The organism is Paenibacillus zeisoli, from assembly GCF_003994465.1.
GTDB classification, from domain to species: Bacteria; Bacillota; Bacilli; order Paenibacillales; family Paenibacillaceae; genus Fontibacillus; species Fontibacillus zeisoli.
Map to the genome: position 1 here is coordinate 26,265 of NZ_RZNX01000010.1, position 25,091 is coordinate 51,355.

Annotated in this window: 24 protein-coding genes and 1 riboswitch; of the genes, 19 read left to right on the forward strand and 5 right to left on the reverse strand. The window is 50.3% G+C overall.

Annotation, left to right across the window (positions count from 1 at the left end; all coding sequences use genetic code 11):
• The first annotated feature begins 8 nt into the window (after window positions 1-8).
• The 3 genes from ppnP to EJP77_RS17425 all read left to right on the forward strand — a co-directional run bounded on the left by ppnP (window position 9) and on the right by EJP77_RS17425 (window position 1,906).
• Entirely contained in the window at window positions 9-320 is a 312-nt protein-coding gene (gene ppnP, locus EJP77_RS17410) for a pyrimidine/purine nucleoside phosphorylase (protein ID WP_127200534.1), read from the forward strand.
• An 897-nt stretch (window positions 321-1,217) separates the two neighbouring features.
• Window positions 1,218-1,544, forward strand: a complete 327-nt coding sequence (locus EJP77_RS17420) for a hypothetical protein (protein WP_127200536.1) — start codon at window positions 1,218-1,220, stop codon at window positions 1,542-1,544.
• Window positions 1,517-1,906 carry a hypothetical protein gene (locus EJP77_RS17425; protein WP_127200537.1) on the forward strand — a complete coding sequence of 130 codons (390 nt, stop codon included), beginning with the start codon at window positions 1,517-1,519 and terminating at the stop codon, window positions 1,904-1,906. The genes EJP77_RS17420 and EJP77_RS17425 overlap by 28 nt, the downstream gene beginning before the upstream one ends.
• Here EJP77_RS17425 and EJP77_RS17430 read toward each other — a convergent pair.
• Window positions 1,854-2,750, reverse strand: a complete 897-nt coding sequence (locus EJP77_RS17430; protein ID WP_127200538.1) for an NAD(P)-dependent oxidoreductase — start codon at window positions 2,748-2,750, stop codon at window positions 1,854-1,856. The genes EJP77_RS17425 and EJP77_RS17430 overlap by 53 nt on opposite strands.
• Before the next feature lie 175 nt (window positions 2,751-2,925).
• Between EJP77_RS17430 and EJP77_RS17435 the strand changes: the two genes are divergently transcribed.
• The 3 genes from EJP77_RS17435 (at window position 2,926) to EJP77_RS17445 (ending at window position 5,615) form a co-directional block, all read left to right on the forward strand.
• A complete protein-coding gene (locus EJP77_RS17435; RefSeq protein ID WP_127200539.1) occupies window positions 2,926-4,281 on the forward strand; it encodes a glucose-6-phosphate isomerase in 1,356 nt (451 codons plus the stop codon).
• Between the two features lie 113 nt (window positions 4,282-4,394).
• A complete protein-coding gene (locus EJP77_RS17440; protein ID WP_127200540.1) occupies window positions 4,395-5,027 on the forward strand; it encodes a YigZ family protein in 633 nt (210 codons plus the stop codon).
• Between the two features lie 6 nt (window positions 5,028-5,033).
• Window positions 5,034-5,615: a TetR/AcrR family transcriptional regulator gene (locus EJP77_RS17445; RefSeq protein ID WP_127200541.1), complete on the forward strand. Its 582-nt coding sequence runs from the start codon at window positions 5,034-5,036 to the stop codon at window positions 5,613-5,615.
• A gap of 149 nt (window positions 5,616-5,764) precedes the next feature.
• On the opposite strand, the gene EJP77_RS17450 is transcribed toward EJP77_RS17445, so the two are convergent.
• The gene (locus tag EJP77_RS17450; RefSeq protein ID WP_127200542.1) at window positions 5,765-6,166 is read right to left on the reverse strand and encodes a secondary thiamine-phosphate synthase enzyme YjbQ; all 402 of its coding nucleotides are present in this window, start codon (window positions 6,164-6,166) and stop codon (window positions 5,765-5,767) included.
• A 783-nt stretch (window positions 6,167-6,949) separates the two neighbouring features.
• Between EJP77_RS17450 and EJP77_RS17455 the strand changes: the two genes are divergently transcribed.
• The 3 genes from EJP77_RS17455 (at window position 6,950) to EJP77_RS17465 (ending at window position 11,976) form a co-directional block, all read left to right on the forward strand.
• A complete protein-coding gene (locus EJP77_RS17455; RefSeq protein ID WP_127200543.1) occupies window positions 6,950-8,014 on the forward strand; it encodes a sulfate/molybdate ABC transporter ATP-binding protein in 1,065 nt (354 codons plus the stop codon).
• 285 nt (window positions 8,015-8,299) lie between these two features.
• Window positions 8,300-10,933 carry an Ig-like domain repeat protein gene (locus EJP77_RS17460; RefSeq protein ID WP_127200544.1) on the forward strand — a complete coding sequence of 878 codons (2,634 nt, stop codon included), beginning with the start codon at window positions 8,300-8,302 and terminating at the stop codon, window positions 10,931-10,933.
• A gap of 305 nt (window positions 10,934-11,238) precedes the next feature.
• Complete coding sequence (locus EJP77_RS17465) at window positions 11,239-11,976, forward strand: MBL fold metallo-hydrolase (protein WP_127200630.1); 738 nt, start codon at window positions 11,239-11,241, stop codon at window positions 11,974-11,976.
• A gap of 29 nt (window positions 11,977-12,005) precedes the next feature.
• Here EJP77_RS17465 and EJP77_RS17470 read toward each other — a convergent pair whose 3' ends face one another.
• The 3 genes from EJP77_RS17470 to lplA are packed head-to-tail and all read right to left on the reverse strand — an operon-like array spanning window position 12,006 to window position 14,813.
• A complete protein-coding gene (locus EJP77_RS17470) occupies window positions 12,006-12,812 on the reverse strand; it encodes a Cof-type HAD-IIB family hydrolase (protein WP_127200545.1) in 807 nt (268 codons plus the stop codon).
• 30 nt (window positions 12,813-12,842) lie between these two features.
• Window positions 12,843-13,799 (reverse strand): DMT family transporter, encoded by a 957-nt coding sequence (locus EJP77_RS17475; protein ID WP_127200546.1) that lies wholly within the window; start codon window positions 13,797-13,799, stop codon window positions 12,843-12,845.
• Between the two features lie 12 nt (window positions 13,800-13,811).
• On the reverse strand, window positions 13,812-14,813 hold the full coding sequence (lplA, locus tag EJP77_RS17480) for a lipoate--protein ligase (protein ID WP_127200631.1): 1,002 nt from the start codon (window positions 14,811-14,813) through the stop codon (window positions 13,812-13,814).
• A 345-nt stretch (window positions 14,814-15,158) separates the two neighbouring features.
• Between lplA and EJP77_RS17485 the strand changes: the two genes are divergently transcribed.
• The 10 genes from EJP77_RS17485 (at window position 15,159) to cobS (ending at window position 25,082) form a co-directional block, all read left to right on the forward strand.
• Window positions 15,159-16,253 (forward strand): pyridoxal phosphate-dependent aminotransferase, encoded by a 1,095-nt coding sequence (locus EJP77_RS17485; protein WP_127200547.1) that lies wholly within the window; start codon window positions 15,159-15,161, stop codon window positions 16,251-16,253.
• Between the two features lie 467 nt (window positions 16,254-16,720).
• The gene (locus EJP77_RS17490) at window positions 16,721-17,350 is read left to right on the forward strand and encodes an adenosylcobinamide amidohydrolase (RefSeq protein ID WP_342773033.1); all 630 of its coding nucleotides are present in this window, start codon (window positions 16,721-16,723) and stop codon (window positions 17,348-17,350) included.
• The gene (cbiB, locus tag EJP77_RS17495; RefSeq protein ID WP_127200549.1) at window positions 17,347-18,315 is read left to right on the forward strand and encodes an adenosylcobinamide-phosphate synthase CbiB; all 969 of its coding nucleotides are present in this window, start codon (window positions 17,347-17,349) and stop codon (window positions 18,313-18,315) included. Before EJP77_RS17490 ends, cbiB begins: the two co-directional genes overlap by 4 nt.
• Window positions 18,306-18,950 carry a histidine phosphatase family protein gene (locus EJP77_RS17500; RefSeq protein WP_127200550.1) on the forward strand — a complete coding sequence of 215 codons (645 nt, stop codon included), beginning with the start codon at window positions 18,306-18,308 and terminating at the stop codon, window positions 18,948-18,950. The genes cbiB and EJP77_RS17500 overlap by 10 nt, the downstream gene beginning before the upstream one ends.
• A gap of 361 nt (window positions 18,951-19,311) precedes the next feature.
• Window positions 19,312-19,517, forward strand: a riboswitch (cobalamin riboswitch).
• 317 nt (window positions 19,518-19,834) lie between these two features.
• On the forward strand, window positions 19,835-20,815 hold the full coding sequence (locus EJP77_RS17505) for an ABC transporter substrate-binding protein (protein WP_127200551.1): 981 nt from the start codon (window positions 19,835-19,837) through the stop codon (window positions 20,813-20,815).
• Window positions 20,812-21,870 carry a FecCD family ABC transporter permease gene (locus EJP77_RS17510; RefSeq protein WP_127200552.1) on the forward strand — a complete coding sequence of 353 codons (1,059 nt, stop codon included), beginning with the start codon at window positions 20,812-20,814 and terminating at the stop codon, window positions 21,868-21,870. The genes EJP77_RS17505 and EJP77_RS17510 overlap by 4 nt, the downstream gene beginning before the upstream one ends.
• Window positions 21,867-22,658 (forward strand): ABC transporter ATP-binding protein, encoded by a 792-nt coding sequence (locus tag EJP77_RS17515; RefSeq protein WP_127200553.1) that lies wholly within the window; start codon window positions 21,867-21,869, stop codon window positions 22,656-22,658. The genes EJP77_RS17510 and EJP77_RS17515 overlap by 4 nt, the downstream gene beginning before the upstream one ends.
• A complete protein-coding gene (gene cobT / locus EJP77_RS17520; RefSeq protein WP_127200554.1) occupies window positions 22,658-23,725 on the forward strand; it encodes a nicotinate-nucleotide--dimethylbenzimidazole phosphoribosyltransferase in 1,068 nt (355 codons plus the stop codon). Before EJP77_RS17515 ends, cobT begins: the two co-directional genes overlap by 1 nt.
• Window positions 23,722-24,282, forward strand: coding sequence for a bifunctional adenosylcobinamide kinase/adenosylcobinamide-phosphate guanylyltransferase (gene cobU, locus EJP77_RS17525; RefSeq protein ID WP_127200555.1), 561 nt, complete (start codon window positions 23,722-23,724; stop codon window positions 24,280-24,282). Before cobT ends, cobU begins: the two co-directional genes overlap by 4 nt.
• Window positions 24,279-25,082 (forward strand): adenosylcobinamide-GDP ribazoletransferase, encoded by an 804-nt coding sequence (gene cobS, locus EJP77_RS17530; RefSeq protein ID WP_127200556.1) that lies wholly within the window; start codon window positions 24,279-24,281, stop codon window positions 25,080-25,082. Before cobU ends, cobS begins: the two co-directional genes overlap by 4 nt.
• Window positions 25,083-25,091: the final 9 nt, after the last annotated feature.

Genomic DNA, 25,091 nt, shown 5'->3' on the forward strand with positions numbered 1-25,091 from the left:
GGAAAACGATGCCGCAATTTCAAAATGTAACCGTAGATAAAGCAGCCAATATTTATTTTGATGGAAAAGTAACCAGCCGTGCCGTGTACTTGCAGGATGGAAGCAAAGTTACACTGGGTATCATGCTGCCTGGTTCTTATGAATTTGGAACAGACACGGAAGAGGTTATGCTTATTCAATCCGGAGATCTGAAGGTTCTTCTTCCAGATGAGACGGAGTGGAGAGAAATCAACGGTCAGGGCGAGTTCACTGTTCCCGCAGGTCGGAAATTCAAGCTTGAAGTGAGCACGGTGACGGATTACTTGTGTTCATATAAATAAATTACCCTCCCAAACCCTCCCTTCCAAGGGAGGGCCCCAAGGGCTACGCCCTCTGGACACCCGGAATGGGTCTAGGGAGATTGGCTGGCTGAACTTAGCTTTGGTAGAGCTGGGATCGCTTGCCGTCCCTTCGGGACCCGCTTTCAATGGGATGGGTTTGGTAACTGAAAAGACTGGCTTAACAAGCGGCTTCAAAGCTTACGGAGTTTAACTCGTGCTTTGGGGCCGCTTGTCGTCCTTTCAGGACCCTCTTTACGTGCTGCGAGTGGCGAATGGTGAAGCTGCATAGGGTTATGCGTTCCTGGGTGCTGGGAGGCGCTGTCCCTGCGGGATACGCTTGGGGCTGAGCAGAGATTGGTTACTTGGCGGGGTGTGGCACCTGGGATGTGGGCTGCGTGCTGGGGGACGCTGTCCCTATGGGATGCGCTTGGGGCTGAGCAGAGACTGTTTACTTGGCGGGACGTGGCACTTGGGATGTGAGCTCCGTGCATGGAGGTGCTGTCCATGCGGGATGCGCTGGGGCTGGGCAGAGACTGTTTACTTGGCGGGACGTGGCTCATGGGATGTGGGCTGGGTGCTGGGAGGCGCTGTCCCTGCGGGATGCGCTTGGGTTAGAGCAGAGACTGTTTACTTGGCGGGACGTGGCACTTGGGATGTGGGCTGCGTGCTGGGGGACGCTGTCCCTGCGGGATACGCTTGGGTTTGAAGCAGGGCTGAGTGGGCGCCTGGGTATGAATGCAAAAAGAAGGGCAGCCAAGGAGTNTCATGGGATGTGGGCTGGGTGCTGGGAGGCGCTGTCCCTGCGGGATGCGCTTGGGTTAGAGCAGAGACTGTTTACTTGGCGGGACGTGGCACTTGGGATGTGAGCTCCGTGCATGGAGGTGCTGTCCATGCGGGATGCGCTGGGGCTGGGCAGAGACTGTTTACTTGGCGGGACGTGGCTCATGGGATGTGGGCTGGGTGCTGGGAGGCGCTGTCCCTGCGGGATGCGCTTGGGTTAGAGCAGAGACTGTTTACTTGGCGGGACGTGGCACTTGGGATGTGAGCTCCGTGCATGGAGGTGCTGTCCATGCGGGATGCGCTGGGGCTGGGCAGAGACTGTTTACTTGGCGGGACGTGGCTCATGGGATGTGGGCTGGGTGCTGGGAGGCGCTGTCCCTGCGGGATGCGCTTGGGTTAGAGCAGAGACTGTTTACTTGGCGGGACGTGGCACTTGGGATGTGAGCTCCGTGCATGGAGGTGCTGTCCATGCGGGATGCGCTGGGGCTGGGCAGAGACTGTTTACTTGGCGGGACGTGGCTCATGGGATGTGGGCTGGGTGCTGGGAGGCGCTGTCCCTGCGGGATGCGCTTGGGTTAGAGCAGAGACTGTTTACTTGGCGGGACGTGGCACTTGGGATGTGGGCTGCGTGCTGGGGGACGCTGTCCCTGCGGGATACGCTTGGGTTTGAAGCAGGGCTGAGTGGGCGCCTGGGTATGAATGCAAAAAGAAGGGCAGCCAAGGAGTTATGGCATGCCCTTCTTTTGATTTGGTTTACAGCTTTTTACCGGCGATGGTCTGGCCGATCCAGCTCTCATAGATCTTGACGACGGCGGAGAGGTCCTCCTCGCCATAGCCCTGGGTCTGGCCGGCTTGGAACAAGCTCTTGGCCAGGTTCAGCATCGGAGACGGGATGGAGGCGCCATCGGTCAAGGATGAAGCGAGCTTGAGGTCCTTGAGCATGAGCTGCAGCGAGAATTGGTTGCTGAAGTCATGATCGATGATCTTCTGGCCTTTCAGATCAGCGGCTTTGCTTCCGGCAGAACCGAGCTGCACCAGTTCAAGGAAGGCGTCAGCGGGAAGGCCGGACTTAGAAGCAATCGCGAAGCCTTCGGCAAGAGCCAGGTTGTTGATGCCTACCATGGTATTGTGGGCAAGCTTGGCAACGGAACCTGTTCCGTTGTCGCCCATATGTAGGATTTTTTTGCCCATCGTTTCAAAGATGTCGGAGGTTGACTCCAGGGTATCCGCCGGGCCGCCGACCATGAATACAAGCGTGCCGCTGACAGCTGCCGGAGAGCTTCCGGTAACAGGTGCATCCAGGAAGGAGCCGCCAAGTGCTGTAATTTGGGAAGCAAGCTTTCTGGAAAGTGAAGGGGAGATGGTGCTGCAGTCAATCACAATGCTCCCAGGGTGTAGTCCTTGCAGAACGCCATTATCGCCTTCATATACCTCTGCGATCGAATTGTCATCGCTGACCATGGTAATGATAACATCATTGCCTTCAGCTGCTTCGCGAGGGGAGGAGACGGCTACTGCGCCTTCCTTAACTAAAGCCTCTGCCTTGGAGGCGGTGCGGTTATATACGGTAACAGAGTATCCCTTTTTCAGCAGATTGGAGACCATAGGCGCACCCATCGTACCTAAACCGATAAAGCCTATTTTCTTCATAACTTGTTCACCTTCTAATGTCGAATTGTGATCCACATTCTATTTTAGCACGCCTCACGGCCAGAGTGTACAATGTGCCCTTGTCTTCACCAGGAATATACAGTATTCTAGTTTTAAGTTGTTTCTTGGATAGGTAGATTAAACCATACAAATATAAACGGAGGTAGTTTTCGTCATGTCAAAAAAAGTAACTTTTGATTACAGTAAAGCCCTTACGTTCGTCGGTCAACATGAAATTGACAATCTTGCAGAGCCAGTTCGTGTGGCTCATGAACAGTTACATAAAGGAACAGGAGCCGGTTCTGATTACCTGGGCTGGATCAACCTTCCTACAGAGTATGACAAGGAAGAGTTCGCACGTATCCGTAAGGCTGCAAGCAAAATCCAAAACGATTCTGAAGTATTGATTGTAATCGGAATCGGGGGTTCATATCTTGGAGCGCGTGCGGCGATTGAAGCTCTGTCTCACTCGTTCTACAACACTCTGCCTAAGGACAAGCGTAAGACTCCGCAGATCTTTTTTGCCGGAAACAATATCAGCTCCACTTATGTCACACACCTGCTTGATCTGATTGAAGGCAAGGACTTCTCGGTCAACGTGATCTCCAAATCCGGTACAACTACGGAGCCGGCTATCGCTTTCCGTATTTTCCGTGCAGAGCTTGAGAAGAAGTATGGCAAAGAAGAAGCGCGCAAGCGGATCTACGCTACCACGGACCGTGCGAAAGGTGCCTTGAAGAAGCTTGCTGACGAAGAAGGTTACGAGACGTTCGTTATTCCTGACGATGTAGGCGGACGTTATTCCGTACTTACTGCTGTAGGTCTTCTCCCAATCGCAGCTGCTGGCATTGATGTTGAACAGATCATGCAAGGTGCTGCAGATGCTTCCAAAGAATTCAGCAACCCGAACCTTGCCGAGAATGCAAGCTACCAATATGCAGCAGTGCGTAACGCCCTGTATCGTAAGGGCAAAGTAACCGAGATTCTCGTGAACTACGAGCCATCCCTGCACTTTGTATCCGAATGGTGGAAGCAGTTGTTCGGCGAAAGTGAAGGTAAGGACTATAAGGGGATTTTCCCGGCGGCTGTGGACTTCTCAACAGATCTTCACTCGATGGGACAATTCATTCAAGAGGGTAACCGTAACATCTTCGAGACGGTTATTCAGGTGACCGATGTGGATCATCATATTACGATTGAATCGGATCCGGATGACCTGGACGGTCTGAACTTCCTGACAGGCAAGACCGTAGACTTCGTGAACAAAAAGGCATTCCAAGGAACCCTGCTTGCTCATACGGATGGTCAAGTACCTAACCTGATCGTCAACGTTCCTGACTTCTCTCCTTATTCCTTTGGTTATCTAGTGTATTTCTTCGAGAAAGCCTGCGGAATCAGCGGTTACCTGCTCGGAGTGAATCCATTTGACCAACCGGGTGTGGAAGCCTACAAGAAGAACATGTTCGCCCTTCTTGGCAAACCAGGCTACGAGAAAGAGAAAGCTGAGCTTGAAGCAAGACTTTCCGAATAGTCCGAGTTATTCCTACAATAGCAGCAAAAGATATATGTGCACAAAGAGCAGTTCGCCGCAAGCCGGCCGGACTGCTCTTGGCACATCATCATACGTCTGAAAGGTAATACGTTATGCTAGAGAGATATAGAACGGTCAGAGAATCGGGCAGCAAAGAAATTGTCATCAAGAAATCCAGATTCATTGGTCATATCATGCCAGTTGCATCAGAATCCGAGGCTATTGCCTTCATCGAGCAGGTTAAGAAAGAGCATTGGAATGCCACACACAATTGCTCTGCCTATATGATAGGTGAGCGTGACGAGATTCAGAAGCAGTCCGATGATGGGGAGCCAAGCGGCACAGCCGGTAAGCCTATTCTGGAAGTCATACGGAACCAGGGACTTAAGAATGTGGCTATTGTAGTTACCCGTTATTTTGGCGGGATTATGCTGGGAGCCGGAGGCCTGATTCGGGCTTATACAGACGGAGCCGTCGCAGCCATAGAGGCAGGGGGAGCAATAACCCTTGTTCTGCATCGCCAAGTCTATGTTGAAGTGGAGTATACCTGGCTCGGCAAGATTGAGAACGAGCTTAGAACACGAGGTGTCCGTACAGGACAATCTTCTTTTGCAGATAAGGTTACTTTATTATGTCTTCCTGAGGACCAGGACGCAGAAGACTTTACTGCCTGGATGATCGATCTAACACAAGGACAATCCGTAATTACAGAAGGTGAGAGGATTTACTTTATCGAAGGGGAATAATGCGAAATGGCAAGAAGAGCAGTGGAACAGGAGTTGTCTAGGGACAGGATCATGGATGCCGCCAGGCATCTGTTCATAACCAAAGGATATCGTGCGATATCGATGAGAAGTATTGGACAGCATCTGGGTTACAGCCACGGGTCCCTCTATTATCACTTTAAAGAGAAGGCAGAGTTATTCTATGCAATTGTTGTACAGGACTTCAATCATGTGGACCTGTTGTTTCGCCAGGTCATCAGCAGCCCCAAGGTAGAAGGCTTGACCAAGGTAGAACAGCTTATGCTGGAGTTCATCAAATTTGGAATGGATCACCCGCATCAATATGAGATTATGTTCATGCTCCGTGATGAAGAGATTTTATCCTACTGTCGTGCAGAGCAATCCAAGTGTTTTGACGTATTCTCATCCATTGTGAAGAAATACATGAGGGAAGAAGACCATCCTTTGGCTAATCATACGTCTGTTCCTCTTAGCATGTTTTTGGGTCTGCATGGATTCATTTCTTTCTACATTCAGGATCATCTTACATTTGAAGAGATTCAACCCGCTGCCATTGCCCATGTCAAAATGCTGAGTCATAGCCTCTAATTTCGCGTCGAGAGACGTTTTTATTTTTACTATATCGCTTTAACTGAGTACTTCTTTGTAGCTGTAATCCTTCATAACGTTAATATGGTGATGTACTATGTAATCATCAGAATTACAGCCCAGTCCGTTAAGCGGAGCTGGGCTGATTGTCATTCTTCGTATATTTTGACGTGATATTGTCTGGATCTTGGCCCATCAAATTCACAGAAATAAATGCCCTGCCATCTTCCCAGGAGAAGCCGTCCTTCATGAATAATGACGGTCTGTGAAGGACCTGTTGTAATCGACTTGAGATGGGAGGCTGTATTCCCTTCGGCATGACGATATTTAGGGTGTTCCCAAGGATAGACCTCGCCCAGCCGCATAAGCACATCGTGTCTCACATCTGGGTCTGCGTTCTCGTTGATGGCAATCCCGGCGGTGGTATGAGGGCAATAGATAACGGCCAGCCCTTCCTTAACTCCGCTCCTAGTGACAATGCTGGCTACTTCCCTTGTAATGTCCCGGAGTTCATCTCTTTTGCTGGTAGAAAGCTCAAGTGTAATTAGCATAAAGTCCCCTGCCTTTCTATTAAATTAGAGTAAAAAAGAAGCCGGGTAGGCTTCTTCTTATTCATAATTACCTTTGTTCATTCAGTCTGCGGTTCATCATATACCCATTACCTTGATGAATGACAAATTTGGAGCTTAGCTGCTCTGCGACCTCAGCGAATGAAACCGAGCAGCCAAGACAGAGACGATTGTCACGAATAGGAACTCCGCAGCATTCACAAGGATAAGTTAGATTCTTGCAGTTCTTGGGCAATCGGCCTTCTCTAATAAATTGAATGATAACAGACTTTTTAATTTTGGTAGAATGGCTTAACTCGTCGGTAGTAGTAGTTGGAGATCTCCAAAGCAGGTCCAGGCACAGGGCAAGCTCTGCATCAAGTTTTGCACTGCAGGTGGTGCATAAGTCCCTGAGATTTTTTCTATATACGGACCCACAATTAGGACAATTGCCTGTTAACAGTTCCATATTCATCATTCCTTGTAGGTGGTATAGGTAGAAAGTTCTAGTTATATCTTACTGTATGGCCTGGTATGTATCAATAGACTTGGAGAAAAATATATATGCAAGAGGCCAAGGTAACTTTCCCTTTCTATTATTAACAAAAAACGGTCTAATCTAAACATACGAAACAATTGACGATTGAAGCAGGTATTTGGTAAAGTAAGTGATAAGAATTAATACCCAGTAATTTGATAAGAATTTGTATTCATCGGTGATAGTATACGCCGGACAGTGATATATTCGAGTCGACCGTTTGATGTGAGGAAGGGACGTGAGTCAATATGCACGTAGAAGTCAAAAATTTGAATAAGCATTTCGGTTCTTTTCATGCAGTTAAGGATGTCAGCTTCGGCATTGAGAAGGGCCAGCTAATCGGTCTTCTCGGACCGAGTGGCGGGGGGAAAACCTCGATTCTGCGGATGCTCGCAGGGCTGGAGAGCCCGGACTCCGGCGAAATTCTATTTCACGGACAGCGTGTGAACCATCTAACACCTCAGGAGCGCGGAATCGGATTCGTATTTCAGAGTTACGCTTTATTTAAGCATATGACTGTATTTGATAATATAGCCTTCGGCTTGAAGGTGAAGAAAGCGCCTAAGGATAGCATTCGGGACCGAGTGATGGAGTTAGTGGAGCTAACGGGTCTAAAGGGATTCGAGCACCGTTATCCTCATCAGCTGTCTGGAGGACAGCGTCAACGTGTAGCCTTCGCCCGTGCGCTTGCGCCAGAGCCGCAGCTGCTTCTGCTGGATGAGCCTTTCGCGGCGATTGATGCCAAGATTCGGCAGGAGCTTCGTTCCTGGCTCCGAGAGCTTATTGAGCGCGTAGGAATTACCTCGATCTTTGTTACTCACGACCAGGAAGAGGCCATTGAGGTAGCCGATGAGATTATGATTATCAGTCATGGGCAATTGGAGCAAAAGGGAACACCTTGGGATATCTATAAGGACCCGTCAACTCCTTTTGTGGCCCAGTTCATTGGTGAATCTACTCAGGTAGACAATGCCGCCAAGCTAAAGGGATTTGATGAAGCTAGCAAGGGTGTTGATACAAAGGCGTTGATCCGCCCAGAGTATATTGAAGTAGGGACAAAGCATGAGTTCCAGGTGCTGTCTGCTACGGACAGCGGTATCGTGAAACATTTACATTTCCGCGGCAACCAGTGGCTGGTTGAAGTAGAGGTAGGCGGCTATACGTTAACAACCTACCGTTCACTGGAGAAAGAGAATCTGCATGTAGGACAGCAGGTTCAAGTGCTCGTGCATAGGGCATATCTCTATAATGAAAAGGGAAGCTGGATGGCTGAGAATCGGTTCAAGGTGGACCCGCTCACGGTGATTATTTAGCCAAATATATTCTATCGTTGGTATCATACGTTAAACTGACTATCTTAACCGAAGATTATTTCTTCGGTTTTTTGTTATTTTCTTTAAGGGAATACGGCTTATTGTGGTCCGAAAAATATTCTGGAATCTAACAATTTGTAACTAAAATGACGATATAAAAAAAGCAGAAAATCTCATTACCAGAGGGGAAATGCAGACGGGAGCATAACTGTTTTCTTACATGAATTATGAGGTTCAGCTGGGAACAACAAGAACGCAGCAAGATAACACAAGCAGGGGGATTATATGAAAAGTACAATGAAGTCGGCTTCTATTTTTTTATTATCTTTGACATTATTATTCACAGCGGCCATTCCACAACAGGCTAAGGCGGCTATTGCGGGTACAGGTTGGGAAAAAGTTGGGTCCAGCACAACAGACCTAGCTGATTATATAACGTTACTAATTGATGATACCGCACCGGTAAGTGACATGATGAATTTGGACAGCAGTTCAACGGGCGACGGATCCGGCTCTACAGTAAAAGGTACCCCGTACGTTGCTTTTGATAATGGAAGTACAGGGCATGTTACAGTAGCCAAGCTTGTGGATGGGACATGGACGCAGCTCGGCAGTAGTCCGATTACAACCAATCGTTCTACCCGGGTCAGGATGGTTATGGACCAGGGTACACCGTACGTTATTTATATTGATCAAAATAATCTCTACCAAACGGTGATCAAGAAGTTTAACGGTACAGCATGGGAGAGCGTGGGACCTGCCTTTGAAGGTAGTTATACACAATTAGCGGTTGATAAGGGTACCCCGTATATTTTTTACAGGGATTATAAATACGATGGTAAGGCCACTGTAAGAAAGCTTGAAGGAAACACTTGGGTGGATGTCGGTCCTGGAGGTTTCTCGGATGGAGGCGTCAGTGTTCCTTCACTTGCTGTTGATCAAGGCACGCCGTATGTGGCTTACCAAGATGATGCGCATGGTAGCAAATTAACGGTTATGAAATACAACGGAGAGTATTGGGAGCCAGTTGGGAATCCCGGATTCAGCGCGGGTATCGCCGGCGGAGGAAATAAAGGTGCCATTATTCTTCGTATCAAGGATGGAACTCCCTATGTCATGTTCTCGGATGGAGCTTACGCCGACGAGAGAGGCTATGGAAAAGCAACTCTTATGAAATTTAATGATGTAAAATGGGAAAGCGTAGGGTCAGCCGGGTTCTCAGCAGGCGGAACAGCCTCATTATCTTTTGTATTTAATGGGGATACTCCTTATGCAGGCTATACCGATGTAGTGAATGCAGCCAAAGCAACGGTTATGAAATTCAATGGTACTGAATGGGAAACAGTCGGCAAAGCAGGCTTAACGCCTTCTGATGCTGAAGATACTTCTATAGCGGTGGATGGCAATGGAACTCCGTTTGTTGCCTTCTCGGATTATACGCAAAATGCCAAATTATCATTAATGAAATACAACCCGCATGAGCTGCTGAACAGCAGTACGACACTATCCAGCTCCTTAAATCCATCGAAGGAATATCAGCAGGTTACGTTTACTGCTACTGTAACTGGGAACGATGAGGGCGTAACTCCAACAGGGAGCGTGCAGTTTAAAGACGGGGATAATTTACTTAACCAGGTTGGACTGGATGAATCGGGTAAAGCCACCTATTCTACGAGCAGCTTAAGTGTAGGAGGACATACGATTACAGCGGTTTATGGCGGTGATCCGATGTACGATGTCAGTACATCTGCATCGGTTACCCAGGAGGTCAATTCCAATATTGTAGTCAATAACCATCCGCAGCTTAGACCTACAGTAACTACGGTATCAAGTTATCCCAACCCTTCCACACCAGGCCAAGAAGTACAGATTAAGGTAAAGATTGCATCGAGCCCAAGTACTTCTGGTGATGTGCATGGAACGGTTATTATTAAGGATGGCTCAACTCAATTGGCTGAGATTGCGGTACAACCATTGGGGATATCGAATGGATATACATTTGCATATTATTCCACTAGCGATCTTGCGGTAGGAGATCACCCGCTTACCGCTGAATACAGCGGAGATGGTTTGTTTGGACCTAGTTCTACTTCTATGCCATATATCCATGTAGTAGGACAGGGGTCTTCGACTACGCCAACACCGTTACCAACACCGACACCAGTGCCAACGCCGACACCTGTGCCAACACCAACACCAACACCAGTGCCAACACCGGTACCAACACCGACACCGGCTCCACTACCGGAACCAGTGCCAACACCAGAGCCAAAGCCAACTCCGGCACCGGATGTTGAGGTTTTCAAGAAAGATGTATTGAAACGCGGTGCAGATGTTGAGCAGACTATTGAGAAGAAAGTGAATGAAGCGCTCAAGAATCAGAATTCTGGCTTCACACCTGTCGATACCAAGAATCATTGGGCAGAACAGACGATTGACATCTTCACGAAGCTGAACATTATTAGAGGCTACGAAGATAAGACGATTAGACCGAACCAAGACATGTCCAGGGGAGAGTTCGTTGCGATTCTCGCCCGCATATTTGATGTGGGCGGAACACATAATGCCGAGCTCAAGGATGTCAAGGGACACTGGGCGGAAAAGCCGATCGTGCAGTTTGCTCAAGCGGGAATCATCAGCGGTATCGGAAATGGAGCCTTCAACCCGAATAATGCAATCACCCGCGAAGAAATGGTCGTGATTCTATCAAGGATTGTTAACCTCCAAGGAGCTGCGCAAAGCTCGAACGGACTCGCAGCGAACCCGATTGAATTAGCGGCTGAAGCGGGAATTATTAAGGGCAGCGGCAACGGGAAATTGAATCCGCATGGCACTTCTCAAAGAGCAGAAGCGCTGCAGCTTATTCTTAATACACTCAAACTCAACTCCAAAATTAAAACGATGCTTGAATTGCTATAACAGGGCATCGGCTAAGAATTATTAGCTGTATCAGAAGGCGCCCCGATGAAATTCGGGGCGCTTTCTTCATGTGCAGACACCTAGATAAGGCTGTCCTGTTGAGCGCCCATTGCCATAGAAGAGGATGCCCTGCTTGGGTTAATAGCGTTCTTGTTGAGCTTTTCCCAGTGGGCTATAATAAAAAAAGACTTAATAACCAAGAACGTGGGCAGCGATGCAAATGCAAGTGGGAAATTACAAGTGGTAAGTTGAGGAGGAGTAAGGCTGTGGGAGATCAGCTTAGGTTCTGGGGGACTGGAGATGCGATGGGAGTCCCCCGGGTATACTGCGAATGTGCAGTCTGTGAAGAGGCGAGGACCACAGGCGTCAACAGGCGTTATCGTTCTTCCGTTATGGTGGATGTCGGTGATGAGTCTTTTCTGATTGACTGCGGCCCTGACTGGCGTGTCCAGATGGAGCAGCGCAAGCTGCGTTTTGTCCGGCATATCGTTGTCACCCATGCTCACTTCGACCATATTGGCGGTCTGCCTGAATGGGCAGATGCATGCAGGTGGCTGGAATGCAGAGGGCAGCTGTATGCGCCCCGTGAGGTGATTGGGCTCATCTTGAGGCAGTATCCGTGGCTCGGCGGCCATGTTGATTTCCATGAGATAGATGAGGGAATCTTGCTGGGTGGGTGGAGTATTCAAGGCTGGAAGGTATTCCATGGCAAGAACGGATACTCTTACGCCTATAGAATGGAGAAGGCGGGGTATGCCTGGGTCTACTGTTCGGATGCGATTGCACTTCCGCCGGAGGATCAAATCTTGATGCACGGCTTGGACTTACTCGTTCTGGGTACTAGCTTCTATAAAGAGGAGGCGCCCTTCTTTACCCGCTCGGTGTATGATATTACAGAGGCTTTGGAACTGCTGTCCGTATTGAAGCCAAGACAGGCAGTATTCACACATATGTCCCATGATATCGATCTGGGCCGAGATTATAAGCTGCCAGATCAGGTCACACTGGCACAGACAGAAATGGCTGTCCTACTTGAGAAGTAGGACAGCCATTTGTTCGTACATACTAAGCCTTATTGTTGTGAAAGGACAAATTTCTCAATAACCTCTTTGACTCCATCGTCATTATTGCTGGCTGTTACGTAATCTGCAAGCTCTTTGAGCGGGGCAATGGCATTGCCCATGGCTACACCAAGACCTGCAGCTTCAAGCATTTCATGGTCGTTCCAAGAGTCGCCGATCGCAATAGTCTCAGACAGGTCACATTTGAAGTGATCCGCAAGGAAAGCCAGAGCAGCGCCCTTAGTTCCTTCTTTATGCATGAACTCAAGGAAGTAAGGTTTGGATTTCGTAATATGAACCCCGTCTCCAAGCAGTTCGCGGAAGATAGGGATCAGCTCGTCGAGATAATCCGGCTCATCGATAATGAGCATCTTAGGTGTGGGCTGGGAGATCAGCTTCTCGAAATCAGGCTCGATATAGTATTGAGTGTTATTCAATTTGCTGTAATCAATCAGCTTCTGATTCTCTTCGCGGGAATATAGCTTATCGTCAATATAAGTTTGCAGGTGCAGATTATGTTCAATACAGTATTGGAACAGCTTGCGGGCAGCATCTATTGGCATGTAGCGCTCATACAAGACTTTCTCATCAAGCAGGTTCTTCACTAAAGCGCCCTGGTACGTAATGATAGGAACATTTAGTCCGGTCTGACGGGCGATTTTGTGAGCCGAGGCATACGCCCGGCCGGTTGCCAGTGTGACCACGACGCCAGCAGCTACCGCGTCTTCCAAAGCTTGCTGGGTTCCAGGCGTCACTTCCTTGTCATCATTAATGAGGGTATCATCGATATCGATGGCGATTAATTTATACTTTGACATTAGGTTTCTCTCCTTGTATCGCGCTGTGGGTCAGGCGCTGATTTCTTTATAGTCTTGGCTGTTAGCAGTAGGGTGGGGCACTGATTCAGGTGGTGAAGCAGCGGGCTGAAGCTCTGCTGCAATCATGCCTGTCAGGATACAGGCACACCCGATCAAGGCTGGCCATCCCAAATGCTCACCAGCAAATAATACTCCGGTTAGAGCTGCAAATACAGGCTCCATGGCGAAAATTACCGCAACCCGGGTCGGGGTGGTATGCTGCTGGCTAACCGTCTGAATCCAGAAGGCGAAAGCGCTGGTCGGGCCGATCGAGACAAGAAGGGCGATCAGCACCTCCGGGCGCAATAGCGTATTCCCCAGCTGGTTCATAGAACCCAGGTGCTCTGTCATCAACGAAGCTGCAAGACTTAGCAGGCCGGTAACTGCAAGCTGAATAGCGGCAAGGGGCAGCGCCGGGTACCTGGGGGCGTATATGCCTGTGAAGCCGATATGAAGCGCAAAAGCAAAAGCACATAGCAGAATTAGGCCATCTCCCCGGTTAGGAATGAAGCTGCTTCCGGAGAAGGTTAATAAATACAAACCAAAAGCGGCCAGCACAGCACTGGCCAGGCTTATCTTGGACAGCTTATGCCGAAGCAGCACAGCGGCGATGATGGGGACCATCACGACCGACAGGCCCGTAATGAATCTGGCATTTGAAGTTGTGGTATACAGCAGGCCAATGGTCTGAAAAGCGTAACCTCCAAATAGGAAGACGCCCAGCAGAGAGCCATGCAGCAGCATTTTGACCGATAGTTGTCTCCACTCTTTTCGGTAGAACACGGTAATGATCAAGGCTAGCAGCAGTGAGGCCCCGATAAAACGCACTGCATTGAAAGCCAGTGGGGGAAGGGCCTCAACTGCGGACTGGATCATCAGGAAGGTACAACCCCACATCATGGCAACGATCAGCAGACTAAGATCAGCAAGTCTGGAACGCGTAAGCATTATAAGGTATTCCTATTCTTCAAGGAACACAAGTCCAATGAAGTCGCTTAGTTCGATATTACCGAAATAGTGCTTCACGTCGGTATCCGCCAGAGCGTTAGTCACCTCATTCTCCTCATAACGGAGTCCCCGAAGTTTATCCTCGATATCAGCAACATCGCCTACACCGAAGAAATCACCATAAATCTTGATCTCGGCAATCCGGCCGTCCTTAATGTTCATTCTTAAGTCGATAATACCTACCGGGAATTTCTTCGTATGCTTCACATTGCTCTCTGGAGACAGTCCGTAGTTCCATTCCCAGTTCTGATAACGTTCTTTGGATATTTCATGAATTTTGTTCCAGTCTTCTTCGGTTAGCACATACTGGGGAACCTTGTCCACTTCCATGCCGAAGATATGCCGCAGCAGCTCTGAGCGGAATTCCTCAATCGTGATCTTCTTATCCAGAAAGTCGGAAATATTAGCCACCCGACTGCGTACAGATTTGGTGCTCTTGGACTTGAATTTCTCGGGATTGGCATGAAGGGATGCCTGCACGTTGTCGAGGTTCAAATTGAACATGAGTGTCCCATGGCTGAACATACGTCCCCGTGTGGAGAATTGGGCATTACCTGAGATTTTCTGTTCTCCAACTTGAAGATCGTTACGGCCGGTCAGTTCAGCATTTACCCCAAGCTGCTGAAGAGCTTCAACTACAGGCTGGGTGAATTTGCGGAAATTATGAAAGGATTGTCCATCATCCTTTGTAATAAAGCTGAAATTGAGGTTCCCTAAGTCGTGATATACGGCTCCTCCGCCTGATAGACGCCGGACAACCTTGACACCGTTATCCTTAATATACTCCGCATTGATCTCTTCAATGGTGTTCTGATGCTTGCCAATGATGACAGACGGAGCATTAATGTAGAAAAGCAAATAGGTTTCATCTGCCGGAAGATGCTTGAGCGCATACTCCTCTATGGCGAGATTAATGGCGGCATCCGTGATGCCCTGATTATCGATAAACAGCATCGCTCTCTTGTCCTCCGTATCTAGTCTATCTTTTGTCACTTACTTTCTCATTGTAACGCAATTATTCGGGGAAACCAAAGAAATTTGGCACAATATTGACGTAAAAAGCAGGCGCACGTCATAATGGGTACAATTACATCCTATATAGGTAGAACTCAAGTATTCACGCTCAGGCAATCGTATAAAGTTATTCTCAAGAAGAGATGCGGTTGCCAATGTGACCGCACTTCGCCCAAGAAGCTTAGTTGAGAAAGTTGGGTGCAGCGCGGATAGGAACAACATTTCATAGGCTGCCTTAAGGTGAATCAATAATTTAACTTACAGCAGATAAAGGAAGGTACCTTGATGATTGAAGTATACGGGCACGGAGGAGATTTGGAGACGGCTGCATACACCTATGGAAGAAGGGCCGGGGATTTCACCGATTTCAGCAGCAACATTAATCCACTTGGCCCACAACCTGGGCTTATGGAAGGCTTAACTGAGGCTCTATCCACAATTAGCAGATATCCTGATCCGGGACACCGGCAATTCAAGGGTGCCCTTGCAGAGAAGCTTGGTCTGGGTGAATCGTATCTCTCAATTGGCAATGGTGCAGCGGAGACTATGGCTCTAATTCTGCTTGCGCTGCAGCCGGGGACGGTAGGAATTGTGGAGCCCTGCTTCTCGGAATATCGAGCCCTGGCTGAACAGTTTGGTTCGAAAGTTATCTCAGTAAGAGGGCAGGCCGAGAATAATTTCCATGCAGACCCAAGGGATATGGAGCAGCTGATCAGGAGGTCCGATCTGGTCTTCCTCGGACAGCCGAACAATCCGAACGGAGTGCAGTACGGGATTGAGCTATTGCGACAGTACGCCCGGTTCGCTGAGCAGGAAGGGACATTTCTTGTAGTGGATGAAGCCTTCATCGACTTCATTGTGCCTGAATCCAGGCATTCTCTGTTGAATGAGATCAGCTTGTATTCCAGAGTTATCCTGGTCAGATCCATGACCAAATTCTATGCAATTCCAGGACTTCGGCTGGGTTATGGCATTGCTCATCCGGATATTATTCGTGCCATGACGAATAAACAGGTGACCTGGAGTGTGAATCAGCTCGCACTGGTTGCAGGCCAGATCTGTATGGCAGCTCCGCCTTCGTATGAAGCGTCCACGATCTCGCTGATTACCGAAGAGCGCCGACGTCTGCGAGAAGGTCTGGGACGTCTTGGATGCAGAACCTGGGCGGGAGAAGCGAATTTCCTTCTCGTAAGACTGCCGGATGGCTGGACAGCCAGCCAGATGCAGAACGAACTGGGGCAACGGGGGGTTCTTATCCGCAGCTGCGCAATGTATCCGGGACTTGGAGAAGGGGATATTCGGGTAGCGGTCAAGAATATGAAAGATAACAGTCTACTGCTTCGTGAGATGCAGGCTGTAATAGGAAATGGGCAGCAATAGATGATGAAGAAAATGAAGAAGAAGTAGAAGAAGTAGAAGAAGTAAATAAGTTAGGTGAAGAAGGAGCAAATGCAGTGAAGTAAGCGAAGTAAATGAGGTTGGGGAAGCTGATGGAGTAAAAGTTGTAGAGGCAACAAAAGCAAAGCAAAAACAACGTTAGGAGGAGCACCCGTCTGACTGGGTTTTGCATTCAGTCGGGGTCTTCACCAGTGAAGTTAGCTTAGCGAGAAGCTGAGTTATGTGGCTTAGTATGACCGGGCTTTTGGATACAGCAGTAAGGAAAAGAGGACGAGACAAGCTATCAGTTACATCATCTTTCCTGAGCAAAGTGCAATTAGTGACAAGGAGGAGAAGGGATGAGTACACCTTTCATACATACAGGAAATGAAGAAGCTCGGGCTTTCGGTGAGTATAGATCGCAAGCTTATCCGGGACTTCGGCTTATCCGCGGAGAAAGGCATATTTCCATGAATTTGCCTGGTCCAGTAGATGCCTTGGGCAGCGCGGTCTTTGGAGGCGGAATGGCTCGCCTGCAGAGGATGGTCAACATTTATGTGGATCGCTTCTATCGATGCGATGATCCAGAGCGGGATATCCGTGAGCTGCTCCAGCGGTGGGAATACCCGCTGGAAGAGACGGCTGGATTATTGACAGCCGTCCGGCTCGAACACGCAGCGGTGGCCGAGGAGCTGAACGACGAGGCCTCCGTATTTATCTGTGCCACGGCGGGCGTATCCAACGGAGCCCGTGCGGGCACTGCTCGTACCACGTTCCCGGCGGACTACGTCCCGGGTACGATCAATCTGATGATCGCGGTAGACGGCCGGATGACTCCGGCCGCGATGGTGAATGCGATCATCACCGCTACCGAGGCGAAGGCGGCTGCCCTCGCCGATCTGGGTGTTGCCGATGCCGAGAACGGCCTGCCGGCCACCGGCACCACCACCGACGCCGTGATCATCGGCGTCAGCCAGAACTCGGCGTACGGGCTGCTGCACCCGTACGCCGGCACCGCGACCCACATCGGCGGCCGGATTGGCCGCCTTGTCTACAGCGCGGTGCAGGAGGCGCTCTCCGCCGCGGGGTTCCGGCGGTGAGCGCCTGGTGGGTCCTGCCGGCCGCCTATTTGGTCGACCGGCTTATTGGCGATCCGCGGGCCATCCCCCATCCCGTGGTAGGGATGGGACGAGCGATTACGCGGATTGAGGCGGCGATTCGCCGCCGGGTGCCGGAGCGCCGCCTCAAGGCTGCGGGCTTGCTGCTGCCGGTGCTCGTGGCGGGCGGAGCCTTCGCCCTCACCTGGGGACTGATCTGGGGACTTGCCCGGATCAGTCCGTGGCTTGCCGCTGCCGCGGAGATCTGGCTGATCGCGACTACGGTAGCCGCGAAGGGCCTGAAAGACGCGGGGATGGACGTATATCACTGCCTGCGGCAAGATGACCTTCCTGCGGCACGCCGATCGCTTGGCATGATCGTAGGACGTGATACTGCCCATCTGGAATCCTCCGAAATTGCAAGGGGAGCGGTAGAGACCGTGGCCGAGAATATTGTGGACGGGGTGGTCTCGCCCCTGTTCTATGCCATCCTCGGCGGCGCGCCGCTTGCGATGGCTTACCGTGCGGTGAATACTCTTGATTCCATGGTCGGTTATAAGAATGAGAAATATCTGAATCTGGGCTGGGCGTCGGCCCGCCTAGATGATGTGGCGAATTATCTTCCGGCAAGACTGACTGCCCTCATGCTAATTGCCGTATCGAAGGGGCTGGGCCTCCAGGCCGGTCGCTCCTACCGGACCGTCCGGCGAGATGCGGCTTCGCATCCAAGTCCGAACAGCGGCTATCCCGAGTCAGCGGTGGCAGGTGCGCTGGGTATCCGCCTTGGCGGAGAGAATGTGTATCATGGGACGGCTTCTTTCCGGGCATATATGGGGGACAAGACCCGCGAGCTGGTTCCTGATGATATCCCCAAGACAGCGGCAATGCTGATGTGGGTGTCCAACCTTTTTGTACTTCTCGGATCCGCTATTCTTCTGTGGCGGGGAGGCAGTCTTCTGTGGATTTAACCGTGGAATGGATAATTGTGCGCCATGGACGTACAGAGTGGAATGTTGAGCGGCGCTATCTCGGACATTCGGATATAGCTCTGCTGCCGGGTGAAGATGCTGTTCTCAGTCAGCTGGCTTTAGAACTGCATGGATTGGAATTCAGCGCGGTTTATAGCAGCGATCTGCGCCGGTGCACGGAGACTCTGCAGAGGGTCCGGCCAGATCTGATGGATAAGGTTAGATTGGATCGTCGGCTTAGAGAAATGGATTTTGGCGCATGGGAGGGCAAGATCTATGACATGCTGAAGGACATTCCATCCTACAGGGAATGGATTGATCATCCTGAGAAGAATGCTCCACCGGGGGGAGAATCCTGGGATCATTTCAGCAGCAGGGTATCACAATTTTGTGCAGATGCCATGTCCGCAACTCTGTACTCTGCAGGACAATCTAATGATACAGGGAATCCCGCTTCTTCTAAGCGGCCGAGGGTTCTAATTATGACTCATGGCGGGGTGGTTCGCCTGTTAAGAACACTTCTGCTGCCGGGCGTAAGCTTTCGGGACTATCAGGCCGAGACAGGCAGCCTGCTAAGGATTCCTGTCCAGGTGAGCAGCACGAGATCTGGCAATGAGAAGCATGAGACCTCGTAACGAGGCAGCAAGAGTCTTTGAAATAAACAGCGCGAGGCTTGCAATTAGCAGCAAGAGTTTTCGTCATATACTGCACTGGGACTGCATTAAGCAGCACTAGTCTTCGCCATGAGTGCGGAATTAGCCTTCGCCATGAGTGCAGCATTAGCCTTCTCCATAAGTGACCAACTCCTTTCACTAAGCAGCATCGGGGCTCGAAACTAGTAGACCAATTCTTGCTGGGTTGGCTGTGTGATTATGGCTCAGACATCACAGCTCCTAACTGTATTCCCAACAAATGCATAAATTGTTGGAATTTCGGGTTGTATGACAGGGAGATTTCACCTATAATCCAGAAGAGTAGATTCACCTTGAACAAGCGAATACATAATTTTCATAAGGTCCTTGTATGATGGCTCTGCCATGATATGAGGTTAAAAGGGAAGCCGGTGCAACTCCGGCACGGTCCCGCCACTGTATACCGGGGACGAGCCCAAGCAACAGCCACTGTACTTGATAAGTATGGGAAGGCGGGCTATCGTCACTTAACTCGGAAGTCAGGAGACCTGCCTTGTGAATTCGTAACGGTCCTCCGAGGAAGGGACAACGTTCTGCCGGAATATGATTTGTCGGTTGTACTTCTCTTTGTGTAGAGATACAGGTTCACCGGACATGCTTTCGTAGACGTAGACCTGATCCATAGGATCAGGTCTTTTCTTTTTTTGTGACACGGGAAATGATCGAATTCGCTCATGAGGTTAAGGTGATATCTTTTGGAGTTGAAATATTGAATTACATATAAGGCAGCCGATTGCTGTTCGTAATTCTTAAGTTCAACTTATCCATATGGAATGAACTAGTTCAAATCCATATAGCAAGTTAAATAAGAAGGGGAGAGAAACACAATGAAATGGAACAAAATCTGGACCGTCGGGCTATTGGCATTTACGCTGGCGGTAACTGCAGGATGCGGAAATAAAGAGACGGAAGGAACACCGACCGCTGAACCGGCACAACAGGAAGCGAAGGCTCCTGAGCAGACTGCCCTCAAAACGACTTACCCGCTCAAGCTGAAAGATGCAACAGGGGAAGAGGTTACTTTTGATAAAGCTCCAGCCAAAATTGTATCCCTGGCTCCATCCGAGACCGAAGCTCTTTATGCAATCGGTATGGATAAGGAGATCGTGGGCGTAACGGATTTCGATGACTATCCGGAAGCGGTGAAGTCCAAGCCGAAGATGGGCGGTATGAAGGTGAATGCCGAGGCTATCGTGGCAGCGCAGCCGGATGTAGTCTTTGTAGCAGGGCTTACGGATGCTGAAACGATCAAGAATTTGCGTGGACTGAAGATCAAAGTATTCCAGTTCAACCCAAAGACCATTGATGCCGTTGTCCAGGACATTGAAACTTATGGTCAGATTACAGATCATCAGACAGAGGCTAAGAAAGTTACGGACCAAATGAAGAAAGAGCTTCAGCAGGTTACAGATGCGGTTAAATCGGTATCGAATGAACAGAAGAAGAAGGTCTACATCGAATTCTCTCCTGGTTATACCGTAGGTAAGGGCGAATTCATGGATGAAATGATCTCACTTGCCGGTGGCGTGAACGTGGCTGGCGATTTGACCGGCTGGCAGCAAATCAATGAAGAGAACATCATCAAAGCTAATCCGGATGTCATTCTCTACGCCAAGAGTGTGGTAGACGAGAACAACAAGACGCTGGCTGATATCATCAAAGCCCGCAGCGGCTGGAATGCCATCAAGGCCATCAAAGACAACCGAATTGTGGGACTTGATGACAACCTGCTCAGCCGTCCGGGTCCGCGGGTAACTCAAGGTCTGATCGAAGTCGCCAAAGCGATCTATCCGGACCTCGTTAAATGAATAAGAAGTTAGCGGGTTATTTGGGGGCCAGTCTTATTCTGCTGGTCCTTACCCTGCTGATCTGTGTAGGTACCGGCTCTGTCTCCCTGCCCATGGGGGATATTGCACGAATTCTGCTTCACAGGGTTCCTGCCCTGGGAGAATGGATTACACCGGATTGGACTACAGCTTCGGAACAAATCGTGCTGAATGTTCGGCTGCCGCGGGTGCTGCTTGGCTTAATTGTAGGGTCATCCCTGGCTCTTGCGGGTGCGGCTTTCCAGGGAGTTCTTCGTAATCCACTTGCTGATCCCTTCACACTGGGCGTATCCTCCGGATCTTCTGTAGGTGCGGCGGTGCTGATCTTCTTCGGTTGGCAGTTTTCGTTAGTCGGTATTTTCACGCTTCCGATGGTAGCTTTTGTTACCGGGTTTACTACACTGTTGATCGTTCTTGCCCTTGCGAAGGAAGGGGGAAGAATTCCGACTGAGAGCCTGATTCTCTCCGGAGTGGTTATGCAGACTTTTCTTGGAGCGGTTGTGGCGTTCCTGACAGCTATGTCCAAGAAGACGGTGAATGAAATTTTATACTGGACGATGGGAAGCCTGAGTCTTCGTGGATGGTCATATACGGCCATCCTTTTGCCGTATCTGGTGATTGGTCTGGTGATTATCTGGAGCGGGGCGCGCCGGCTGAATTTATTCGCGCTGGGTGAAAGGCAGGCAGCTCATTCAGGTCTTGATGTTGAGCGGACCAAGCTCGTTATGCTTGTTGTAGCCACACTGCTTACGGCAGCGGCGGTCTCTGTGGCCGGGGTTATCGGATTCGCGGGACTTGTAGTTCCCCATATGATCCGCCTAATCACCGGACCTGATTACAGGCTGATTGTTCCGCTCTCTGCTATCTGCGGAGGTATCTTCTTGATGTGGAGCGATTTGATCGCCCGAACCATCCTCGGCCAGGTCGAGATTCCGCTTGGTATTGTAACAGCATTTGTGGGCGCGCCGTTCTTCGCCTATCTTTTATACCGGAATAAGAAGCAGCGGGAGAGCAGACAGGAGCGTGGTATGATGTGAGCAGGATTGAACTAAGAGCGGTCACCAAGCAAATCGGGCAGAAGACTGTACTCCGGGATGTGAATCTTAAGATCGAGCAGGGACAATTCGTAGGGATTATCGGACCTAATGGCAGTGGGAAAACAACCCTTCTGCACACCATATCAGGTGTAGAGCAAATTGAATCCGGTGAAATCAACATAGATGACAGAGCGGTCAGTTCGTATAGACGCAGAGAGCTTGCCCGTAAGCTGGCGGTGCTTCAGCAGGATGGAATCCCCAATATCGCTTATCCTGTGGAGGATGTCATTGAGATGGGGCGGTTTCCATTTCTGGACTGGCTTGGCCGTGATCATTCTCCGGATATCAGAGAGGTTATGGACAGGATCATGACCAGGCTGGATCTGACTTCCCTTGCAGGTCGTCCCGTCGATGAATTGAGCGGGGGTCAGCGTCAGCGGGTGGCTTTAGGCAAAGTTATGGCCCAGCAACCCCAGGTGCTGCTGCTTGATGAACCTACAACTTATCTTGATATTCGATACCAGCTTCAATTTATGGAACTTGTGTCTGAATGGCAGAAGGACGAGAACCTGACTGTCGTTGCCGTTATGCATGATTTAAATTTGGCATCGATGTACTGCGACCGTTTGGTCGTTCTGCAGGAAGGAAGGATTGCAGCAGAAGGGACGCCGCATGAAATTCTGACGCCGGATACGCTGCACTCTGTATTTGAGGTTCGGTCAGCGCTGGCCGAGCATCCGGATTCAGGCGTTCCCCAGATCATGTTAAGACGAAAGGAGCAATTATAATGAATAGTTCAATAATGCAGCGGATTGGAGAAATTCATGCACTGGATATTCAGGCTACGGAGGAAGCCGTAAGCAGGCTGGACAATCTGACGAAGCCTCCAGGAAGCCTCGGCAAGCTCGAAGAGCTGGCTGCCCGCCTGGCAGGAATCACAGGTAAGGCGCTTCCTTCCTTCCCGAAGCGGGCTGTGGTTGTTATGGCTGGAGATCATGGGGTATGTGAGGAAGGAATCAGTGCCTTCCCTGCTGAGGTTACCCAGCAGATGGTCCTGAACTTCCTGAACGGCGGGGCAGCGGTTAACGTCTTGTCAAGACAGGCCAAAGCTGATGTGCTGTGCGTAGATATTGGCGTAAATGGGGATATTGATCATCCGGAATTGCTGAAGCGGAAGATCAGATATGGAACAGCCAATATGGCTGCCGGTCCGGCAATGAGCAGGGAAGAAGCCGAAGCTGCAATCCTGGCGGGGGCAGGTGTTGTGAGTGAAGCAATCTCGAAAGGGATAACCCTGTTCGTAACCGGAGAGATGGGAATCGGCAATACAACGGCCAGTTCTGCAGTGATGAGCGCTTTAACTGGCATTACGCCTCTGGAAAGTGTAGGACGGGGAACCGGACTGAATGACGAGCGGTTGAGACATAAGGCTGTGATCGTTCAAAGAGCGATTGAACTGAACAAACCTGATGCGGAGGATCCTGTGGATGTGCTGGCCAAAGTAGGAGGGCTCGAGCTTGCGGGACTGGTGGGAGTTATTCTCCAGGCTGCTGCCAGTCGTTGTCCTGTGGTCATTGATGGATTCATCTCCACCGCCGCTGCCTTGGCCGCGATACGAATAGCTCCCGAGGCTCGTGAGTATATGATTGCTTCGCACGTGTCTGAAGAGCAGGGGCACGCTTTGCTGCTGCGCGAAATCGGGCTTGTCCCGATGCTGGATCTGGGTATGCGTCTAGGTGAAGGAACAGGCGGGGTACTCGCGCTGCATTTGATCGATGCGGCCTGCCGGATTCCGGCTGAGATGGCGACCTTTGAAAGCGCCGGAATTTCTGGAGCTGATGAGGGCCTCCAATGAGTGTATTGATCACAGGGGGTGCCAGGAGCGGGAAGAGTGCATTTGCAGAGAGATGGTGCATGAAGCATGCCCCATCTGCAGTCTATATTGCTACTGCTCAAGTCTATGATGAGGAAATGCGTGAACGGGTGGCACTGCATCGTAGGCAGCGGTCAGAAGCTGATTATGCATGGACCACATTGGAGGAGCCTCTTCGGCTAACGGAGCTCCTTAAGGAACTTGTAGATTCACATCAGGCTGCTCCCATGGTTCTGGTGGACTGCCTTACCTTGTGGCTATCCAATGTTCTGCTCGGAGCCGGCGAGGGTTCTGATTCGACTGAGGTGGTTGAACGTGAGATTGAGCGGCTTGTGGAGGCCGTTAAGACCTATTCGGGTCAACTTGTTCTAGTCACGAATGAGGTAGGGAGCGGAATTGTGCCTGAATACCCTCTGGGCCGCCAATACAGGGACCTTGCGGGAAGATTGAACAGAAAGATGGCAGAGATCTCCGGGCAGGTATTTCTAGTCACGGCAGGAATTCCGGTAGAGCTGAAGAGCAGGGCGTATGAATTATGAGAGGCCGGGGACATGCAATCCTGGCCGCTTTTCAATTTCTGTCGCGTTTTCCGGTCACAGTCCAGCTGGACTTCACACCCGAGCTGCTTAAGCGAAGCACGAGATTCTATCCGCTTGTAGGTTCGGCTATTGGGATCGTAATCTGCCTGTTATCCTTAATCTCCGCTTGGGCGCTGCCACCCCTGCCAGCTTCGGTGGTCATCCTTATAGGCTGGGTCTACTTGACTGGTGGCCTTCATCTGGATGGCTGGATGGATGCGGCTGATGGACTGCTCAGCTACCGTTCCCGTGAGAAGATGCTGGAAATTATGAAGGACAGCCGGGTTGGAGCTATGGGAGTAATTGCATGTGTACTGCTGCTGCTGCTCAAGGTGACTTTAATTGCCTCACTTCTCGAGAAAGGGGCGCTGCCGCTGGCTCTTCTTACCGTTCCTCTATGGAGCCGCTGGTTCATGGTTCATGCGATAGCAGGCTGGCCTTCAGCGAGAGGTGTGGAAGGACTTGCGGGCCAATTTGACGGGATGAATTATAACTCATCCCGGATTGCTGCGCTGTTGGCTCTGCTATTGTCAGGGGCGGCCTTGGTACTCCTCCTGTTATCGGGATATGAAGCCGAACTGAACTGGGTTCAACTTGGAATCTGTTATGCAGCTGAGCCGGCAGCGGCCTGGCTAATAGGCTCACTGGCAGCTAGCAAGATCAGCAGCAGATTAGGCGGTCTTACCGGAGATATTTACGGGGCTTTGAATGAAGGGTTGGAAGTGCTGCTGATGCTGATTTTGGTGATTATAATTCATTAAGCATGAGTG